Source organism: Comamonas sp. C24C (genome assembly GCF_053345995.1).
Genome location: NZ_JBKFBC010000010.1, coordinates 139,234 through 158,802 on the forward strand (window position 1 = coordinate 139,234; position 19,569 = coordinate 158,802).

Consider the following 19,569-nt stretch of genomic DNA (forward strand, 5'->3'; position numbering starts at 1 on the left):
GTACCACAAAGCCGACCTTCGGGGCTGCGCCTTGAGCGTTCGGTTCAGGCTAGGCAGTCAACGGGTGCAGGCCGTCGTCAGTCGGCAGAAGCGGTCTTTGGTAGATGGAGCACAATCGATCAGAGCTTCCTTCTCACTTATGGATTACCTGTCTAGATGCCTACCCCTGAGCGCTTTGTTGCGGATATCCTCCAAAACCTTAACAACCGCACGATTCTTGAACGTTGGAAGGATTTGAATCTCGCAGATGGTTGGCTTGTGGCAGGCTGCCTATTCCAGACAGTTTGGAATTTGCAAGCACAAAGGAATCCTGAGGATTCCATCAAGGACTACGATCTTTTCTACTTTGATCCATCAAGTACCTCTGAAACTGAGGAGCAGAAAGTACAAGCGCATGCTGATCATGTTTTACGTGATCTAGGTATCAAGGTTGAAGTAACTAACCAAGCTCGGGTTCACCTGTGGTACCAGTCATATTTCGGTCATCCATACAAGGCATTACGCAGTTCTTCCGACGGAATAGATCGATTTCTTATTCCAGCAACTTGCGTGGGCGTTCGCCCAGATGAACTTTATGCTCCGAATAATCTTGGCCTGATCTATGACGGCATTCTGGCCCCCAACCCATTGACTCCGCACCGTGATCTCTTTCTGCACAAGGCCGAGTCTTACCAAGCACGTTGGCCATGGCTGAAAATTCTTGTGCAGGGCGAGCAGTCTCAATAAATCCATCGAAACTGATGTTCGTGTGTATGCCTGCTTAGGGGCGGTCAGTGACAGTCGTGGATCGGCCGACGGCGGACATAGCTTGGCTACAGAAAGCAAATAAGCTAGTAGCTTTATGAGGATGCTTAAATGCTCAATCACATAGGAATAAATGTTTCAGACCTGAGCCGGAGTCGCCACTTTTATGATGCAGTTCTTGCTGAACTAGGCTGTATCAGCAAGACGGCCTCCAGCACTTCCGCAAGCTATGGAATACCGTCGATTGACCATCACGATGACCCTTGTGGTGATTTCTGGATTTCAGAAGGTGAACCATCAGTTCCGAGAGTGCATATTGCATTCACCGCATTGAGCATTGAATCTGTGGAAAGGTTCTACCGCACCGCTATAACTTTAGGCGCGGTCTGTAATGGCGGGCCTGGATACCGGCCAAGGTATCACTCCAAGTATTACGCGGCGTTTGTTCTTGACCTTGATGGCTACAACATTGAAGCCGTCTGCCATAACCGCGTGTAGTCGATGCATCGTGCCGGCTGCTTTGTGTCATTTCCTTGGTGCGATTGGCAGCGGATCGCGCCGAAGCCCAACTTTGCATGTTGAGGCTTGTTGTTCAGCATCGGGGCGTCAGAGTGACGTCGCCTTGGGCAACGCTGAAAGCAGAGGCCACCAAAGAAAAAAACCTGCGATGGCAGGCTTTTTTGTGTTCCTCTTCAGGGCGGCTTTGTGTGGAAGCTGTTTGACGCTGCTTTTTCGCAGCGCCCAATTAGCGCCCACTTTTTCCTGAAACCCAATGAATTGGTAGTATTTTGGTGCCGGAGACATGAATCGAACACGCGACCTTCTCATTACGAATGATAGGAAGGTTGTATTTTGATGTATTGATTGGTGTAGATGATATCTATATAAATCAACAGGTTGTGCGGTAAAATTTTCGTGGAGCTGTTGAATTGAATTCGGCAGTTTTTCGTAAATCGTCTTACATCTCCCCTTACATCCTGACCGATGTAAGACCGTAAGGACAGCACATGGCAAAGATTGCATTCACCGCTGGCCGGGTGTCAGGGTTCAAGTGCCCGCTCGATAAGAAACAGGCTTTTTTGTGGGATAGCACAGCTCCCGGCCTTGGCTTGCGTAGGACGCCTGCCGGGAAACCTGCCTACGTGTTCCAAGGCGTGTATCAAGGTAAAGACCTACGCATAACCATTGGCAGTCCTGACGCCTGGAGCATTCCCCAGGCGCAAGCCAAAGCCCGAGAGCTGCAGCGGTTGATTGATGAAGGCACCGACCCGCGCACACCTAAGCGTGAGGCATTGGCTGCCGCCATCGCTGAAGAGCGGGCCCAGGCCGTCGCTGTCGCCCAAGCCGTAACCGTGGGGGAGATCTGGCCGCTGTACTTGGAGAGCGGCAAACCCAAGCGCAAAGAGGCATGGAAGCCGCGCTACCGTGCTGACTTGGAGGCTATGGCAACCCCAGGGGGTGAACCCAAGAAGCGGGGGCAGGGGGTGACAAGGCCGGGACCATTGTTCCCGCTGCTGGCATTGCCTTTGGCTGGCGTGACCGAGGATGCATTGCAAGTCTGGTTTGAGCGCGAAGCTCAGGCCGGCAGGCACCAAGCCACCCGTGCCTTAATGATGTTTCGAGGTTTCCTTCGCTGGTGCGCCGCCCGCCCTGAGTATCGGAGCTTGGCCGACCGCGATGCAGGCAAGGCTCCCGCCATTATGGAGAACCTAGCACCCAGCACTAAGCGCCGCACGGATGCCCTGGAGACCGCGCAGGTCAAGGCGTGGTGGCAAAGCGTCGAGGAGCTGGGCAACCGCACCGCAAGTGCCTATTTGCGTGCTCTGCTGCTGACCGGAGCACGGCGGGAGGAAATCGCTGCCCTGACGTGGGCGAATGTGGATTTTCAGTGGCGCAAGCTGACCCTTGCTGACAAGGCCAGCGATACTCGCACCATCCCGCTATCACCCTATCTGGCACAACTGCTGGCAACGCTGGCTAGGCAAGGTCCGTTTGTGTTTGCCAGCATGGGTAAGGCAGGGCGCATTACCGACGCCCGCGCAAGCCATGCCAAGGCTCTGCAAAGCGCAGGGATTGAACACCTGACCTTTCATGGTCTGCGTCGTTCCTTTTCACTATTGGGAGAAGCTGCCGGAGCGCCAGCCGGCGCCATCGCGCAAATCATGGGGCATCGTCCAAGTGCCGTTGCCGAAGGCTATCGCCCGCGCAGTATCGATGCCTTGCGCCCGTACATCGCGCAGATTGAGGCACATATCCTTGCGCTGGCAGGGGTGCAGTTAGACACCCAGACAGAACCGAGCAAGCTGCGCATTGTGGCGAAGCTCTAGCAAATAAGAGATTGTGTAAACAACTGGGCGATATCACGTCATCCGCAGGCCGAACTCGAATGGCAGGCCTTGCCTACTGACATGCAGGCCCAGTTTCTGCACATTGCGTAGATGTTGCAAGACTTTGGGCCGCAACGCGTGGGCCTGCCGCACATACGTTCACTGAAGAGTAAGCTGTGGGAAATGGGGATACAAGGCCGCGATGGCATCGCCCGCGCGTTATGCCGCCGTCCAAGGCCGTTGCCTGCTGGTGCTGTAATGTTTGTGAAAAGACCCAGACCACGCCCCGTAAGACCATAGAACTGTACTGAACTGACTGGAGGCCCAAGCATGAAGATACTCAAAGCCTTGAAGGCCGAACTATTGGCAGGCCATGGCATTCGCGTCGTCTACGATGCCCAGGCCGTAGACCGCCGCGCGGTGGTGAGCCTGGCGCACGCCTGACCGCTTCGCCCCAGCTAGGCCAGCGAACCGAAAAGCGGGGACACCTTCACCCGTCTGCTGGGATGCTTTATTGAAGGTCACCGAAAGAGTGTAAATGGCTAACGGAATCCTGACCGGTGAAGAAGAATTTGAGTCGGCCTTTACAGAAGCAGTACTGAATGATGCGCTGATAGATTGGCAGTACTGGGTCCAGAAGATGCCCGTTCTCACGTCTTCCCAGGCGGCTCGCCTGATAAGCGGCCTTGATCCACAAAAGTTCGAGCAACTGGGCACGAGTACGACATGCTTAACCGTCGAACGTTTTCAATGGCTTGCCGGCGCAATGGGCATGGCCTATGCATCTCCTCGTGAGTGGCTTCAATGGGCGGACTCACAAGGGCTCCCTGTCCACGGAAATTTTCGTACCGAGGCTATGAACTTGCCTCTGACAACCTCGACACCCGTGGCGTCGCCTAGTAAAGAAGCTGTTCAGGGCCCGGGTTGGATGCTCAAATCCCCTGTTCGCTTTCCTGGCTACAGGAAGCCCTTATATGACCTGCTGAAGGCAGCGTACGCCGCCGGAGAGCCGTGCCCAAAGGCCCGCGATGTGCTGGACAAGTGGAAAATCAATCCTCCGCTCGACCTTGAAATCATGTCTGACGGTTTGAAATATGACGATGCGCAAGGGAAGCACAAAGAAGCGGACTTAAAGGCAATTCAACAAGCCATTAAAGGGCTGACAGAGTTGATCTAGGAATAGACACGAACTCATTGAGTGCAGGCGCAGCATTGGCGACATTCGAAGCACTGGCTTATCATCGCCTGTGTGAGATCACGGGCACATTCCGATTGAAGAAGGCGTAATCGAACGGTAACAGTGAGACGGAGCACGATTTCAAAGCTCTCCTTTGCCATTCAATCCTGCGTTCAGCGCAAAGCCGCCATCAAGGATGAATTTGCGAAGCAAGCCCTCTGCCTTCACGTTCACCTTGAATACGGGAATCGACGAACCCTCTAGTGCGTCGAAATAAGCCTTGGCCTTTTGTTTGTCGACTGTGGCTTTTAATGCGTCAAAGCGGCCATATTCATTCAGGTTCGCCTCGGTCGTTTGGGTATTCATCATTGCCAGCAGCTTGCCCGCATCAACACCCAGATATTTCACGATACCGCCCACTTCTGCATTTTTGGCCTCGGCTTTGTAGTCTGTCAGGTAATCGCGGAAGCTGCGCTTGGAATCAATGATGACCTCCCCGCGTTGGATGTCCCGCAAAAAGATCTCAGCATATCGTTGTTCTTCTTGCGCCAGTGAAGCAAACGAACGCTGCAGCTCCCCGAGTGTCGCTGCCAGGGCGTCGGCGTTGCTCCCTGCCAGTTCTTTGAGGTACTTTTGAAAGCGCGAATTCATGTAATCCGCATCGATCTTGCCAGTGTCGATCTCCGAGATATGGCTGTCGATTTCAAACGGTACTTCGTCCCCGGTGCCGGCACCGCCACTGATGGCCAATTCCTTATATCGCTGTACCAAGGTGAGGTACTGCGGCTCGGCCAAAGCAAGCGTGATAGTGATGTTCGCATCGCTCTCTGAGTGATACACGGTCTGCGCCCAAGTAAAGCCTTGAATTCTGGCAGCCTCCAGAATGCCATTGAGAACCTGAAACTGCTTGGCAAACGCTGCGCGCTCCCGCACATCGCTGGGTAGCTTCATGAAATCGGAAATACCCGCGCCCGCAAAAATGGCACGAATCTCCACAAAACTGGCGTTCAGCCGCTCCACATTGCTGGCCAGGTGATCCGCAAACAGCCCAATGGGTTTGTCACCCGAATACAGCTTCACTGCATCATCCACATTGCGCTTCATCGTGTTGGGGAAGCGGTAGTAACGGATGGTGCCAAACGGCTTGTCCGGCCCGAACAGTCGATTCGTGCGTGAGAATGCCTGAATGATGTTCTCGTAGCGCAGAACCTTGTCCATGTACAGCGTGTTCACCCACTTGGAGTCATAGCCCGTCAGCATCTGGTCCACCACGATCAACAAGTCCAGCTGCTTCTCAGGTGTCGCCTCAACACGTGCATAAGGCTTCTTGTGAGCCATCCGGGCCGCAAGGTCCTTCTTGAACTGCGCATGGCTGCCAAGGTCAAAACTGTGCCCATAGGTGCGGTTGTAGTCTGTCAGAATCTCCACCAACCCGTCCGACTTGAACGCCATATTCCCCGCGTCATTGTCGTCGTCGTTATCGTTACCTACGGTCGGATCAAACAGCGCCGTAATTTTCAACTCCGGGCACTGCTGCTTCATCAGCCGGTAATAGGTGATGGCCTCGCGAATACTATGCGTGGCAAAGATCGCATGGAACTTGCCGTTCTGGCTGCGGGTCACCCAGTTGCTTGCAATATCATCGATCACCGCCTTGTGATGCTCATCGCGGTTGTACTGCGTCACGGGAAGGTAGTCTTCAATCCCCTTGAGATACTTCCCCGACGGGTCAAAGTGCCCTGCCATATCCACCTCATTCATGAAGCGGTTGAAAACCTTCTTTTTCTTGGCATTCGCAAATGCTTCCGCTGGGTTTGCCGCCTTGGCTTGCTGCAGGGCCACCGCCTCGCGCAAGTGGGCATCCTTGTACGTCTTCACCTGGTACGGGTCAAAACCCAGCACATTCTTGTCCCGAATACCATCGGCAATGCTGTAGCGGTGCAACTCATCGCCAAACACATCACTTGTGGTGTTCTGCTTGCGAATATTCTCCCTGTGAATCGGCGTGCCACTAAAGCCAAAGAACACCGCGCCCTCGAAACTATCTTTGATATCAATGAGCATGTCGCCAAACGTGGAGCGGTGGCACTCATCAATGATGAACACAATGCGCTTGGCCCGCATCTTCTCCAGGTCATTCGCCTTGAGTCCTGCCTCATCGTCCTTAAGGCGGCTCATCTTTTGGATCGACGTCACAATCAACGTGTTGGTTGGGTCCTTGCTCTTGAGCTTGCTAATCAGTACCGCCGTATCTTCCGTCGCCTGCACCGCATTGGCGTCGCCCGCAAAGTCGCGATAGGCCTGTAGCGTCTGCGTACCCAGCTCAATGCGGTCGAGCAGAAAAATCACCTTGTCCGCATCCTTTGAGTTGGCAATCAACTGTGCTGTTTTGAAGCTGGTCATGGTCTTGCCAGCGCCTGTCGTGTGCCAGATGAACCCGCCCAATCGATTCGGGTTTTTCCAATCTGTCTTCGCAACCTTGTCAGAGATTGCATGCGCCGCGTAATACTGATAACTGCGCATGGCCTTCAGCACACCATCCGACTCATCGGCCACGGTATAGAAACCAATCAGCTGGTGCGCCATCGGAATCGACAGCAGCGCCGATGTGAACGCCTTCCAGTCATTGATGGGCTCGTTGTTGAAGTCTGCCCAACGAAAGGCGTAGTCCTTATCAAACTTTCCATCTGGGCCCGGGTTGGCAAAGTAAAGCGCTTCGGCAGGCTCCATCGTCACAAAAATCTGCACCAGCGAAAATAGACCGCGAAAGATCCCTTCACGTGAATACTTTTGCACCTGGTTGTAGCCCTGGCTCACCGGCACACCGCTCTTCTTGAGCTCCAGATGAATCACCGGCATGCCATTGATGAGTAGCAGTAGGTCACCACGTCGGTCATTGAACAACTTGGAGCCACGTTCAAACCGCGGCTGCTGCGCAATCTGGTAGCGGCTCTGGCCTGCGGCAATCTCGTGCCGATCATAGATTTTTAGGCTGACTTCCTTGCCAAAATGCAGCGCATCCGCCTCGTTGTCACGCGTGATGGTCACCGTCTTGCCATTGATGAACCCATTGAGCTTGAGCGGTGTGCGCAACGCGGTGATCTGCTCCAAAATCTGCTGCATCTCGCCATCGGTCAGTGGTACATCATTCAAGCGGTCAATCCCACGATTGTTCTCAAACAGAATTTGCGCCCAATTGACCAGTAGATCCTTCTCCGTGGGGTTCTTGATGACCTTCTCTTCCCAGCCCCGCTGGCTCAGTTCATGAATGACGGCATGTTCAAAATCGACTTCGTTGGAAAAGGTGGTCATAAAGGGGGGAGGGGGGGGTTGTAGTGCACAGCTATTGCTGTGCGGCTCCGCTGAACTTTGTCTCTGCTTGATTGGGCGGCTTTAGACAAACATTTTTTCTAGGAAGGCAGATCTGATTTGTTTGAGCTTTTCTAGTTGGGTGGAGTGTTGGGTGATGAGCTTGTCGAGATTGCGGAAGTAGGTGCCAATTTTTTGTTGTTCGGCAAGATCAATCGGGAAGACAAGAAGCGTTTCCTTCAAAGCCGATCTTGAGATGGAAAGTACCTTTGTGCCCTGCATCAAAGGAAGTAATTGGTCATGAAAGACGTTTGAATTCATGAAATAACCCAAAAATGCCGAGGCAAAACGAATGGATGGACGAAGGGCAATCGTATGTAATCCAGCAAGCACGACCCTATCGCCTACGTTCACAAGTTCCGAACTCTTACCCACTGTGGCGTCCTCTGCCGCGTCTGCAATGATGACATCGCCATCCTGCAATTTAGATGAGGCAAAATTTCCGGCAGACTGCACGTGTGAAATAAAAGGAAGATCAGGGTTTCCAGCGTCTAGAACCTCACCGAATTTCACCAAGATATCGCCATAGTGAACGTTCTTCGCGAAGCCGGATTTGTAGTTCAAGTGTGCCCGAGAAAGAGTGTTATTCGAAATGGGCTGTGTAACGTTGCCAATTAACTCACTTTTCCAATCGTCGGTAAACCCTGAAAATCGAATTTCAGGAGTGGTGGCCCCTTTTTGCGGAAACATCTTCTTCAACATCGCTTGCTTGAGTGTCACCAGCTTGTCATGCTTGCGCTGATGCTGTAGAGCGAGATCGTCCAAGGCTGTTAGATAACGGCCGACCCTTGATGTCTCGGAGAGGAGAGGGGGGACGAAGAATGTATAGGATCCGTACTCTTGTGCATTGATTCCTGGTTGCCCGGATCTTTGTGATGTGACCTTGACGAACTGCTCGTAGCGATTGGTAAGTGTGTTTTGAAAAATGAATTCCGCACTTTTGCCGTTGTAGACCCTTGCCCGAATTAAGAAGCCCGCAAAAAAAACGCGACCGTCTTCCTCCTTGTAGAGGTACGTCTTACCAACACTAGCACCTGTTCGTGCAAGAACGATATCTCCTTGCGCTAGCCTATAGCCCTGCGCGGCACTTAAATCCGTGTTTGGCGAAGTCAAATTTCGATGAAAGAAAGTTCTGTATTCATCATCAATGTCAGTGATCCGCAGATACTTGTTTTTTCCGTCATATTTAGTCGCCGCTGCATTCAGCCCATACATCAAGGGTGCACAGAGATCGGACAGGCTCTTTTCCGTCCATTCTTCGTCGTATCCTCTGAATCGGATGCTTGGGGTTGCGCCTTTAGTTTGGTTCATCATCTAAATCCCTTGCAAGCAGCGCCTTAAACTCCGAAATTCCCCTCATATCAAACTCATCCCCCACCAGTTCCCCCAGCACTCCTACCAATTCCGACTGCGTCTTACGAATCTCCTGCGCGTTGTCCGCATAGGTAATACGGTACTTTTGTGCCAAAGCCTCTAACGCACTGGCAAGCGTATCCAATTGCTGCACTGGCAGTTGGTGCAACGATTTTTGCAGCGGTGCAATCCATTTGAGCTCCAACAGCTCATTCACTTGCTCATCGCTCAGGCCTTCAATCGTTGCCTTGGTTTGCATGTGCAAGGTAACGGACTCCTTCTTGATTGCATCTTTGAGTGTGCTTTCCTCCGCAACCAACTTGGCCGCCTGAATGATCCTTGCCTCAAAAGACTCCTTTGGGAAGTTTTCAGATTGCTTCATCTCGGCCTTGTATTGATTGGCTTCCTTTATCAAAGCGGCATTGATAAATTTCTCGCCTGAGTCGTGTACGGCATCACTGCTGCTTTTCTCTTCTTCGCTCAAGCCTTCCAAGATTTCTGAAATTGAGGCACTGATTTCACTCAAACGGATTCCTTTGACTCGAACAGACTCAAGTTCCTGTGTATGGTGTACCGACTGCACCAACTCAAAGGGAAGAATGCGGCCCAGCCAGCCATCCTGGAGCTCTGTGTCTTTGCCATCCTTTTTCTTGATGATCATATTGGGGTCCACCACGCGCGCTGCATTGAACCCTTCGGTCTGCAAAATTTCCAAGTCCACCGCAATCTGCTGCCACTGCTCATCCAGTAGTTGGTAGGCTTGGTACCTATCGATCAACGGTATGCTTGCTAGACGCTTGAAGATTTCCGTACCGATCACCGCCTCCTGCCGTGGCACCTGCAACGTGAGCATGCTGTCTATCAGGACGTTCTTCAGATATAGATGGAAATCTGCAAACGCTGCACTGAAATGCTGCTGGAACGCTTGCACTTGCACATGGTCAGCAATGGCTTGCGCAAAGTCTTCCACTTTGGGCGATGAGTAGGGCGTTCCGTCATCGGTGAAGAGCACCTCGCGCAGCCCATCAAATGCGTGCCAGTAGGCGTTCAAAGTCTCCAACTCACTGCGCGGAATGCCACCGAACATGGAGGCATACAAGTCCCAGCTTTCTGCCGGCTCCGATGAATCCACATAGCGAGGAATGTTCAGGTTGTAGCCGTTGTCGCGGATCTCTTCCTTGCTCACTACGCGGCTGTAGCGCGGCATGCTCAGGCGGCCAATTACCGCGTCACTGGCCTTCTTGATATCACAGGCGCGCAGCTTGTTGCTCTTCCCCTCTTTGGCAAAGCCTTTGGATGCATCGACGATCAACACATCACTGTGGGTTCGCTTTTGCTTGAGAACCAGAATGATGGTGGGAATACCGGTGCCAAAGAAGATATTGGTAGGCAAGCCAATGATGGCGTCAATGTGGTCGTTCTCGATCAGCTGCTTGCGAATCTGGCCTTCTTCCCCGCCGCGAAACAGCACGCCATGCGGCAGTACGATAGCCATGATGCCATCGGGCTTGAGGTGATACAGGTCGTGCAGCAAGAAGGCGTAGTCGGCCTTGGATTTTGGGGCCAATCCAAAGCGGGAATAGCGCGGGTCATTTTCCTTATGCGCTGGGTCCCACTTCTGCGAATAAGGCGGGTTGGACACCACGGCATCCAGATACAGTGCCTGGTAGGTGTTGCTGGGGTCGTTGTCTTCAAAGAACGGCCAGTCGTCTTCCAGCGTATCGCCATTGCGGGTGACGATATTGGCGGGAAGGATGTCGCGCATGATCAGGTTCATGCGGGTTAGGTTGTAGGTGTTCTCCTTGAGCTCCTGCGCAAAGTACTTGATGTTGCCTGCATTGCCTAGCTGTTTTGCGATGGACTGCCCAATGTTCAGCAGCAGCGAGCCTGAACCGCTCGTTGGGTCGTAGATGTCGATTTGGTCGCGATCCTTCACATGATCAGCAATGATCTCGGACATCAGTACCGACACCTCATGTGGCGTGTAGAACTCGCCCGCTTTCTTGCCCGCATTGGCTGCGAACATGCTGATCAGGTATTCGTAGATGAAGCCCAGCACGTCATAACCCTGGCGCCCGTCCATCGGAATATCCTTGATTAGCTGCAAAAGCTTGCTGATCGCCTTGGTTTGCTTATCAGCTGTGTCACCCAGTTTGCTCAGTCCCGTTTCCAGCGTCTTGAAAATGCCGTCAAACAGCAGTTTGTGATCCGAGTGGATCAGGCGACTGAAGGCCGAGAGTGCATCGCGTACATCTGCTACTTGAAAATCTGATCCCTTCTCTAGCCAGGTTGCAAACAGGTTGTCGTAGCTGATGAAGTAGCCCAGATTGCGCTGGAAATACTCGACGGTTTCCTCATCACTCTCATTGAGCGCCTGGAGATCATCCTCAGTGAAGTCCTGCGCAGTCGCAAAATTTTCCAGTTTGTCAGATAGGTATTTGTAGAAGATGAAACCAAGAATGTAGTCTTTGTACTCATTGGCCTCGATCTTGGAGCGCATCTGATTGGCGGACTCCCAGATCTTGGTCGCAAGTTGCTGCTTGTTCATTGCAAATTCGATTCACAGAAATTATTGGTGCTTTCGGCTGCTGGCGAGAGGACTGCGTCTCCGACGCTTGGCCGAGGGTTGCTACCCATCGTCGACTTGATCGTGCTTGAGCACGGTCAAGCATGCCGCCCACGATGTGCACTGCCGGATATCCTAGTGCAGAACTGTCATGGTTCAGGCCTGCTCAGACCAAGGCTCAAGAAGAAATGTGAGAAGCACCCATATGATTGCGGGGGACCAATTGCAACTTTGGCCGGTAGTTGCAGTCGGCGCAGGGCTGTGTAGCTTGCCGATCACACTGACTAGGCTGAGGGGCTGAATGTCAAGGGAAGTCCAACCCTATGTACCTCGTGCTTTATGCCCGGCGCTGGCGGTAGCCGTCTTTGTACGGTCAGTGCCGAAGGGCGATAGCAATCGGTGGCCTGAGGCGGATAGTTCGGGCCGTGAACAAGACTTCCCCCGAGGACCCGCATGGAACGTCATGCTCTCATAGCATGACAACCCGCTAATAAAGAGCTGTCGCGATAGCTACGGTCTATCCCCCCGCTCAAAGGCGGCGCAGACAAGCTGACTATGAGTGATAGCCAGCCTTCAACGGCGTCCTATCCTACAGCACACAAGCATTCCATAGGACTGTCTGACACGGCCTTGGGTCTAAGGCTACGGTAGGCGAGACCTGCGTGATTGGAATGACAGCAATGCTTGGTAGGGACTGCATCGGGCCATGCCGTTGCGGTTGTGTGAAAGCAGGCAGATCGATTGGACCCGATTGGATCTGGGGGGCGTTGGGCGCTCGAGTAGCCAGGAATCGGATTCAGATTAGCGATTCCTAGCTAGCACACAACCGAAGACCCATAGCCAATGTTCTTGGCGCGGGCCAGTTACCCGGCAATTCAGCCGGAATAAGCAAATTACGGCCGAACAGGCCGAGCAAGCGCCGTCTTGGCCGAACAGCATAGAAAGAAAAGCAGCGAAGGCGCACCATCAATGCACCTCAATAGCTCAAGGTGCGAATCGATGGAAACGAAGAGTAAACAACAGTTCCCTCCTCTGGAATTGGTGACCAGCCCTACAGTGGACACAGCTGCCGCTGCCTACTATCTCAACCGACGCCCACAGACATTGCGCGGTCATGCCTGCCACCAAGATGGGCCCATTCGACCACTCCGCATCAACGGTCGCTTGGCATGGCCTGTATCAGAGTTGCGCAGAGTTCTGGGGGTGGCCTAAATGCAAAGAGAACACAATCAGCGCAACGCAGAACGCGATTTCGTAATGCTAATTGAGCCGAATGGCATGAGTGTGGTGGAGCGCACTGATGGTACGGCGAGTGGCTTGAATGCTATAGGAATAGCAATTATCAAAGCGGGCTTTCCGGGTGTTCGCGGTCTTCCCATCGCTGGGAAAGACATTCTCTGGCAAGTGCAATCCCATACCCTGGAAGGAGCCTATTTCGCGTACTTAGGCGAGCGTGCGAAGCGCGGGCTACGGTTACCCTCTGTTTCGTACGTGCTGGAGTTGATTCGCTCCTGTTCACACGCCAATGAAGGGGGGGCGCAATGAATACAAACTCAGTTGCTGAACCCAAAGTTAGAACGTATGCCGTGATGCGCTATGCCAGTGAAAAAGACAATGTAGGTAAGCAAAACGCTGGTACATGGGTTCAGATCTCCACAATGTTGGCAAACAGAACTATCCGCCAGCAGAAATCCGGCAAGGCGTTCTCACCTGTGAGGCTGAAGCCTGGCACGTCACGAACGAATGACAACGTCGAGACCATTTCCATGGCTGTTGCCGATATAGATAGCGAGGGCGTCAAAGATAGTGCCACCGGGCAATTTTTGTCCGTGAAAAAGCGCGCTCCTACGTTGCATCAACTGCGCCAAGCCATTGACTGCTATACGTGGGCCGCACATTCATCCCATTCGCACGATCCTCAAAGGCTTGGAGGAGTAATCAAATATCGGGTCGTCTTTCCGCTTTCACGGCCATGTACGCGAGAGGAATGGTCTACTGTGTGGGAAGGCCTCAACATCCTGTTGGACGGGCATTGTGATCGCAATTGCAAGGATCCGTCACGTCTTTACTATGAGCCTAGTTGTCCCAGGGAGACCGCTGAGAGCGCATTTTTTGACAGTAACGACGGCGAGCTACTCGATCCGGATTTTTTGAAGGAGCTTGCCCAGAAACCTGTGCCGCAACATGTCGCGATCTTCCCGTGTGGCAATTTGGAAATTTCCAAAGATTCGCGCCGCGTTCCATTAGAGACTCTGGATGAGGTTGAACGCGTGAAGTCAATGCTGGCCGCAATCCCCGCAGATTGCGGGCGAGACCAATGGCGCAACATTGTTTGGGCTGTGGCCTCAACCGGCTGGCACTGTGCAGAAAGTCTTGCCTACGAGTGGAGTAAATCCGCTCCGGAAAAATTTACTGCCGAAGAATTTAGCAAGGTCTGGCAATCGTTCAAACCCGACAGCGGCATCGGTTTCGGCTCGCTGATTCATTACGCCAAGCAAGAGGGCTGGGCGGATACATCATGCGGTGGTGCTCCTGGAAGTTCAGATTCCACGGGTGACATTTTTAATGGCAGGGAATTTGCGCGAAGGTATAGGGACTCGCTTCTGTTTGTGTACGAGTCGAACGATGTACTGATGTTCCAGAACCGCACCGGTTGGGTCCATGCCCCGGCACGTGAGGCTGAGCGTGCTGCCAAAGAGGTTGTCGATGTGCTGCGTGCACACGCCGCCGAGCTTTGGAAAGCGGCACCCGAAGAAATCAGGACCAAAAGTCTTGTTTCTCACGTGAAGCGGAGCAGCGCAGCACCGAGGATACAAGCCATGATCGATATGGCGAAATCCGAAGATGGCATGACTGTTCGGCTTGCTGAGCTGGACGCTGACCCCATGTTGCTGGGAGTTGAGAACGGTATCCTCGACCTACGCACGGGGAGACTCCTGCCTTCAACGCCTACGCTACGCGTGACAAAGCGCTGCCCGGTCCCCTTTGATCCCTCAGCAAAGGCCCCGCAATTCGAAGCGTTCGTCCACCGCATCATGGGCGGCAAGCCAGCTCTTGTGAAGTTTCTTCAGCGGCTTACTGGATACATCTTGACGGGCGAAGTGAACGAACAATGCTTCTTCTTCCTATACGGGCTTGGCCGCAATGGGAAAACGACCTTCGCGGAACTGCTGCGCTGGCTCATGGGCGACTATGCTGAAAACCTCCCCACCGCAACCCTAACTGTTGCAAGGCGCGACCCCGGAGCCGCATCACCCGATCTCATGCTATTGAAAGGCCGACGGCTTGCTCTCGCATCGGAGCTGGAGGAAAACGGCCGATTTGCGGAAGCGGCAATCAAGATGATGACCGGTGGCGACACCATGCAAGCGAGGGATCCTTACGGGCGTTTCTCCAGTTGGACACCGACGCACAAGCTGATGGTTGTGGGCAACCATCGTCCCGTCATTTCGGGAAGCGACCATGGGATGTGGCGCCGGGTCAAATTGATCCCTTTTGAGGAAACGATCACTGACAGCGAATGCGACGAACGCCTACCTGAGAAGTTACGAGCCGAAGGAGCCGGCGTGCTCAACTGGGCACTTGCCGGGTTGCGCGAATGGCAACGTCATAGGTTGAGTCCACCGCCCGAAGTCAAGGCCGCTGGCGCCGCCTACCAAAACGAGATGGACACATTGGGGCAATGGATGTCCGACCATGTAACCCAAGCAGCAGGCGTGACCACCCCCACGGCTGAGCTCTACCGAGCCTATTCAATATGGGCACGCGAGTCGGGCTGGAAGAATCCAATGACGCGACAGGCTTTCGGCAGGCGCTTGACAGAGCGCGGAATCCCTCTATCCAAAACGGGCAGTGGTACAAAAAGCGCTTGCGGTATTGCGTTGAATGACGAGGGGAAACGTGCAGCAGCCCACTTTCAATGACGCTGCACCGGATGATCCGGATGATTACCCCCTACTTCCGGAAATTTCCCTATAAATCCTCTCCTATAAGGACTTTCCGGAAACAGCCCTGAATCGTCCGGATCATCCAGGCGACTCACCCGTCATAGACAGGCTGAAAGGCTAACCACCACCGAGAATTGCAATGAGTGCATACATTGAACAGTTAAATCGCCGTACAGCAGTCCAGGAACCAGCCTTACCTGCGCTGAAGCTGCGCTTTCTGGATTGGTTTATGTCACTACCTGAGCCCACCCGAGAACGGCCGTTTTCGATGGCCGAATTTGAGAATGCGCTCGGCACTCAGGGAAAGTACATCAGCCCCATGCTGCTAGGGCTAGGCTGGCAACGAAAGCGTAGGTGGAGCTCCCGAGGGCAATACCATCGCTATTGGGTCCCGCCCGAGCGTCGAAATGTGACGACTTGAATCAAGCTATATAGGAGAAGGCATTTTCCCAAAGGCTCTTGTTATGGACTCTTTGGTCCCTGTGTGCCGGAATTGCCTCGCGTCGCTAGCGGTGAATCGGGCACCACAGTGGTGGGATCAAAGCTATGCGCAGACCACCACTCGCGCGCCATACGTTGAGCTTCGGCAATTTGTTCGGGGGTCGATTTCGACTCGATTAGTCGAAGATTGTGGTCAAGTGCATTCGATGCAGAGGTCAATGTCGGTTCGCTGGCCTTGGCAAGGACATACCATTTCATTGCTTGTATGTAGTCTCTGGGCACCCCGTGCCCTACGTCATACATAAAACCAAGTGCGGCTTGTGCATCGGCATGCCTTTGGTCCGCGGCCTTCCGCAACCAATGTGCGGCCTGGACATAGTCGCGCGGCACACCCTTACCCATGTTATATGCAATGCCCAGGCTGTGCTGAGCAGCGGCATGTCCTTGTTCAGCCGCCTTACTGTCCCACTGTACTGCCTGTGCATAGTCTTTTGGTACTCCAAGGCCTTGGAAGTACATTGCTCCCAGTCCGAACTGAGCATCGGCGTTTCCTTGTTCAGCAGCCTTGCGATACCACTGTGCTGCCTGAGCTCTGTCTTTTGGTACGCCATCGCCGTTGAAATACATCGCACCCAAGGTAGCTTGCGCGGCCCCTAGACCTTGACTCGCCGCTTTGAGGAACCACTTTGCGGCCTGCGCTTTGTCTTTCGGTACGCCTTCGCCCTCTAAGTACATGCTGCCTAAATTGGTCTACGCATAGACATTCCCCTGTTCGGCCGCCTTTCGGAACCAGTACGATGCTTGAGCGGAATCTTGCGGCACACCTTGAGCATCCCGATAACTCACCCCTAGGCAATATTGGGCCAACGCGACCCCTTGATCAGCAGCTTTGCGAAACCACTGTACGGCCTGAATATAGTCTTGTGGTACCCCATCGCCATTTGCATAGGCGAGACCTAGATTATTTTGGGCCTCTGCATCCCCTTTCTCGGCTTGTTGGGCATACCACTGCAATGTGAGTTGTCGCTGATCGACTGCAGTGCTTGATCCAAGCGGTGCACCGGACGTGGCAATACCATTTACGCCGGGTTTATCCAAATTCGCGTCTGTTAAGTTGGCCGATTTATCTAGCAAGCCGGCCGCAATGAGAACTCCAAGCGAAAGGCTAAGAGACAGAGCGAGCGAATAGAGAATGGCACTTTACCGATTTGGAGAGGCCTTCATGACCCGGGTGCGCAAGAAGTGGCACAGGGCATAGCCTGCACAGACACCGATTACAGATACCCCACCAACGGCAAGAGCAGTTTCCCCAGCAGAGTCGTGAAATTTCGATGAAGCCCATACGTGAAAGAACTGCCCCACTGCACTCGCTGGGAGCAGGTCAAGAACCAATGCGAAGTAGCCACGTTTCTTCGCTGGAGGCAGGCTTTCATCAGTCATTTTCTCTTCCCTTTCCTATGCATATTCGTCAATTAATAACAAATGCAAGTATTTTGGAAAACTAAGAAAAATGCTTGAGCGGCCATGCAAGATACCCTCCAGCCCCTTCTGCGCATTCCCCCTCCGGGGCGCTCTGTTAGAGAAGTAATTCTTTTCTAAGTCTTCTTCGCTTGGGGTGGATGTCATGAGGCATGGTCAGTGTGTTGCTACTGTCTTGCACACATTTGAGCAACGTTCTGTCGTAGTCGATACTCAAAATCTGGTGGAAGCGGTCTGCCGGACCTAGCTGCCATTTCCTGCGACCGGTCCCATTTTTCCCTCGAGAGTAGGCAAGCCTGTACAGCATCAATTTGCTGACTTTGCACGGGTCCATTGACTATCCCAACTCCAGTCGATCCACCCGGTCTAATCACAGTGACAACGCCACTTCCCATTGAAGGACAGCCTCCTAGCGGTAGAACGAACTGCCGTCTGGGTTGGTGCACTGATAGTAAGTCTGAGCTACTGCAGGGCCTGTGCAGCAGGCTACAGCTAACGCGGCTACAAGATAGTTCATTGAAGCCTCCGAGGGGAAGGTTCAATGAATCTACGCTTGCGGCCTCATGACCTCAAGATAAAGATGTACTCGAGACGGTCAGACAAGATCGCCTATGAACATCGGCTCAGCTGCAATTTCTGCGGCGACGATGACAGGGGGATTGAGTTGCTGATACTTGGACCAGGGCCGCAGTGGTAGCGCCCATCTGTGCAAATGTAGCCCCGCATAATCGGTCGCCTCATGCCTCTGCCGAACGGCCGATGATAAGAAAGTGGGAGTGCCAACAGTGCGAACTGCTAGTAGTGCCGTCCTAGGGCAACGATAGGAGAGCATGGAGCACAATGGTCCAGGGGCTGTCGTTACCCATCACTACTTTTTAAAGGGGTTCTGACGGAGGCCCATTTTTAAAAAATGCGCTTACATCCGCCCTTACATCGTTCGGAAAAAGAAAAAGCCCGCTACTTTTTATATAGCGGGCTTTCCTTTATTTACTTGGTGCCGGAGACATGAATCGAACACGCGACCTTCTCATTACGAATGAGCTGCTCTACCGACTGAGCTACACCGGCGATAAGCTGTAGATTATAGCGCTTTTTCGTCGGCCTCGAGGTGGTAGCTGGTCACGCGTTCCACTTCGTTCTTGGAGCCGAGGACGACGCTCACACGCTCGTGCAGCTGCGTGGGCTGGATGTCGAGGATGCGCTGGCGGCCGTTAGTAGCCATGCCGCCAGCCTGTTCGACCAGCCAGCTCATGGGGTTGGCTTCGTACATCAGGCGCAGCTTGCCGGCCTTTTGCGGTTCGCGCTTGTCCCAGGGGTACATGAAGATGCCGCCGCGGCACAGGATGCGGTGCACGTCGGCCACCATGGCCGCCACCCAGCGCATATTGAAGTTCTTGCCGCGCGGGCCGTCGGCGCCGGCCAGGCATTCGTCCACATAGCGCTTCACGGGGGCGTCCCAGTGGCGCATATTGGACATGTTGATCGCGAATTCCTTGGTGTCTTCGGGGATCTTGACGTTTTCCTCGATGAGCACGAACGAGCCTTGTTCGCGGTCCAGCGTGAACATGGAGACGCCGTCGCCCACGGTCAGCACCAGGGTGGTCTGGGGGCCGTAGATGCAGTAGCCGGCTGCCACTTGCTGGGTGCCGGGCTGCATGAAGTCGCTGTCATGCACGCCGGGGTGGCCTTCGGGCTTCTTGAGCACGCTGAAGATGGTGCCGATGGACATGTTGATGTCGATGTTGGACGAGCCGTCCAGGGGGTCGAACATCAGCAGGTACTCGCCTTGGGGATAGCGGTTGGGCACCACATAGATGCCTTCCATTTCTTCCGAAGCCATGGCCGCCAGGTGGCCGCCCCATTCATTGGCTTCGATCAGGGTTTCGTTGGCGATGATGTCCAGCTTTTTCTGCACTTCACCCTGCACGTTCTCGCTGCCGGCCGTGCCCATGACGTCGCCGAGCTCACCCTTGTTCACGGCAAAGCTGATGCGCTTGCAGGCGCGCGCCACCACTTCCAGCAGCAGACGCAGCTGGCCGGGGATGAGTCCGTCCACGCGTTGCTGCTCGACTAGATAGCGGGTCAGGCTGATGTTTTTCTTCATGTTTCAACTCCTTGAAATTCGATGCAAATCTGAAATGGACAAACAGGGCAGGGCGTCCGCAT

At 53.7% G+C, this 19,569-nt stretch carries 12 protein-coding genes and 1 tRNA gene; 6 read left to right on the top strand and 7 right to left on the bottom strand.

Annotated elements, in window-relative coordinates:
- Positions 1–156 precede the first annotated feature (156 nt).
- From ACLBXN_RS18310 to ACLBXN_RS18325, 4 genes are all read left to right on the top strand, one after another.
- Complete coding sequence (locus tag ACLBXN_RS18310; protein ID WP_447613070.1) at positions 157–726, top strand: nucleotidyltransferase family protein; 570 nt, start codon at positions 157–159, stop codon at positions 724–726.
- A 129-nt stretch (positions 727–855) separates the two neighbouring features.
- Complete coding sequence (locus tag ACLBXN_RS18315; RefSeq protein ID WP_447613071.1) at positions 856–1,242, top strand: VOC family protein; 387 nt, start codon at positions 856–858, stop codon at positions 1,240–1,242.
- Between the two features lie 509 nt (positions 1,243–1,751).
- The gene (locus ACLBXN_RS18320; RefSeq protein ID WP_447613072.1) at positions 1,752–3,071 is read left to right on the top strand and encodes a tyrosine-type recombinase/integrase; all 1,320 of its coding nucleotides are present in this window, start codon (positions 1,752–1,754) and stop codon (positions 3,069–3,071) included.
- Positions 3,072–3,609: 538 nt separating this feature from the next.
- Positions 3,610–4,248, top strand: a complete 639-nt coding sequence (locus ACLBXN_RS18325) for a hypothetical protein (RefSeq protein ID WP_447613073.1) — start codon at positions 3,610–3,612, stop codon at positions 4,246–4,248.
- 141 nt (positions 4,249–4,389) lie between these two features.
- Here ACLBXN_RS18325 and ACLBXN_RS18330 read toward each other — a convergent pair whose 3' ends face one another.
- From ACLBXN_RS18330 to ACLBXN_RS18340, 3 genes are all read right to left on the bottom strand, one after another.
- A complete protein-coding gene (locus ACLBXN_RS18330) occupies positions 4,390–7,560 on the bottom strand; it encodes a type I restriction endonuclease subunit R (protein ID WP_447613074.1) in 3,171 nt (1,056 codons plus the stop codon).
- An 81-nt stretch (positions 7,561–7,641) separates the two neighbouring features.
- Positions 7,642–8,931, bottom strand: a complete 1,290-nt coding sequence (locus ACLBXN_RS18335) for a restriction endonuclease subunit S (protein ID WP_447613075.1) — start codon at positions 8,929–8,931, stop codon at positions 7,642–7,644.
- A complete protein-coding gene (locus ACLBXN_RS18340) occupies positions 8,915–11,518 on the bottom strand; it encodes a type I restriction-modification system subunit M (protein WP_447613076.1) in 2,604 nt (867 codons plus the stop codon). Before ACLBXN_RS18340 ends, ACLBXN_RS18335 begins: the two co-directional genes overlap by 17 nt.
- Before the next feature lie 1,230 nt (positions 11,519–12,748).
- Here ACLBXN_RS18340 and ACLBXN_RS18345 point away from each other — a divergent pair.
- On the top strand, positions 12,749–13,081 hold the full coding sequence (locus tag ACLBXN_RS18345) for a hypothetical protein (RefSeq protein WP_447613077.1): 333 nt from the start codon (positions 12,749–12,751) through the stop codon (positions 13,079–13,081).
- On the top strand, positions 13,078–15,459 hold the full coding sequence (locus ACLBXN_RS18350) for a phage/plasmid primase, P4 family (protein ID WP_447613078.1): 2,382 nt from the start codon (positions 13,078–13,080) through the stop codon (positions 15,457–15,459). Before ACLBXN_RS18345 ends, ACLBXN_RS18350 begins: the two co-directional genes overlap by 4 nt.
- A gap of 486 nt (positions 15,460–15,945) precedes the next feature.
- Here the strand turns inward: ACLBXN_RS18350 and ACLBXN_RS18355 are convergent, their stop codons facing one another.
- The 4 genes from ACLBXN_RS18355 to ACLBXN_RS18370 form a co-directional block, all read right to left on the bottom strand.
- Positions 15,946–16,659: a tetratricopeptide repeat protein gene (locus ACLBXN_RS18355; protein ID WP_447613079.1), complete on the bottom strand. Its 714-nt coding sequence runs from the start codon at positions 16,657–16,659 to the stop codon at positions 15,946–15,948.
- 15 nt (positions 16,660–16,674) lie between these two features.
- Positions 16,675–17,058: a tetratricopeptide repeat protein gene (locus ACLBXN_RS18360; protein ID WP_447613080.1), complete on the bottom strand. Its 384-nt coding sequence runs from the start codon at positions 17,056–17,058 to the stop codon at positions 16,675–16,677.
- Between the two features lie 1,337 nt (positions 17,059–18,395).
- A tRNA-Thr gene (locus tag ACLBXN_RS18365) sits at positions 18,396–18,471 on the bottom strand.
- A 13-nt stretch (positions 18,472–18,484) separates the two neighbouring features.
- The gene (locus tag ACLBXN_RS18370) at positions 18,485–19,507 is read right to left on the bottom strand and encodes a class 1 fructose-bisphosphatase (RefSeq protein WP_003061245.1); all 1,023 of its coding nucleotides are present in this window, start codon (positions 19,505–19,507) and stop codon (positions 18,485–18,487) included.
- Positions 19,508–19,569: the final 62 nt, after the last annotated feature.

Bases quoted from the DNA above. Each gene is read 5' to 3' on its own strand.
- ACLBXN_RS18310 (WP_447613070.1), top strand. From the start codon at position 157: ATGCCTACCCCTGAGCGCTTTGTTGCGGATATCCTCCAAAACCTTAAC.
- ACLBXN_RS18315 (WP_447613071.1), top strand. From the start codon at position 856: ATGCTCAATCACATAGGAATAAATGTTTCAGACCTGAGCCGGAGTCGC.
- ACLBXN_RS18320 (WP_447613072.1), top strand. From the start codon at position 1,752: ATGGCAAAGATTGCATTCACCGCTGGCCGGGTGTCAGGGTTCAAGTGC.
- ACLBXN_RS18325 (WP_447613073.1), top strand. From the start codon at position 3,610: ATGGCTAACGGAATCCTGACCGGTGAAGAAGAATTTGAGTCGGCCTTT.
- ACLBXN_RS18330 (WP_447613074.1), bottom strand. From the start codon at position 7,560: ATGACCACCTTTTCCAACGAAGTCGATTTTGAACATGCCGTCATTCAT.
- ACLBXN_RS18335 (WP_447613075.1), bottom strand. From the start codon at position 8,931: ATGATGAACCAAACTAAAGGCGCAACCCCAAGCATCCGATTCAGAGGA.
- ACLBXN_RS18340 (WP_447613076.1), bottom strand. From the start codon at position 11,518: ATGAACAAGCAGCAACTTGCGACCAAGATCTGGGAGTCCGCCAATCAG.
- ACLBXN_RS18345 (WP_447613077.1), top strand. From the start codon at position 12,749: ATGCAAAGAGAACACAATCAGCGCAACGCAGAACGCGATTTCGTAATG.
- ACLBXN_RS18350 (WP_447613078.1), top strand. From the start codon at position 13,078: ATGAATACAAACTCAGTTGCTGAACCCAAAGTTAGAACGTATGCCGTG.
- ACLBXN_RS18355 (WP_447613079.1), bottom strand. From the start codon at position 16,659: ATGTACTTAGAGGGCGAAGGCGTACCGAAAGACAAAGCGCAGGCCGCA.
- ACLBXN_RS18370 (WP_003061245.1), bottom strand. From the start codon at position 19,507: ATGAAGAAAAACATCAGCCTGACCCGCTATCTAGTCGAGCAGCAACGC.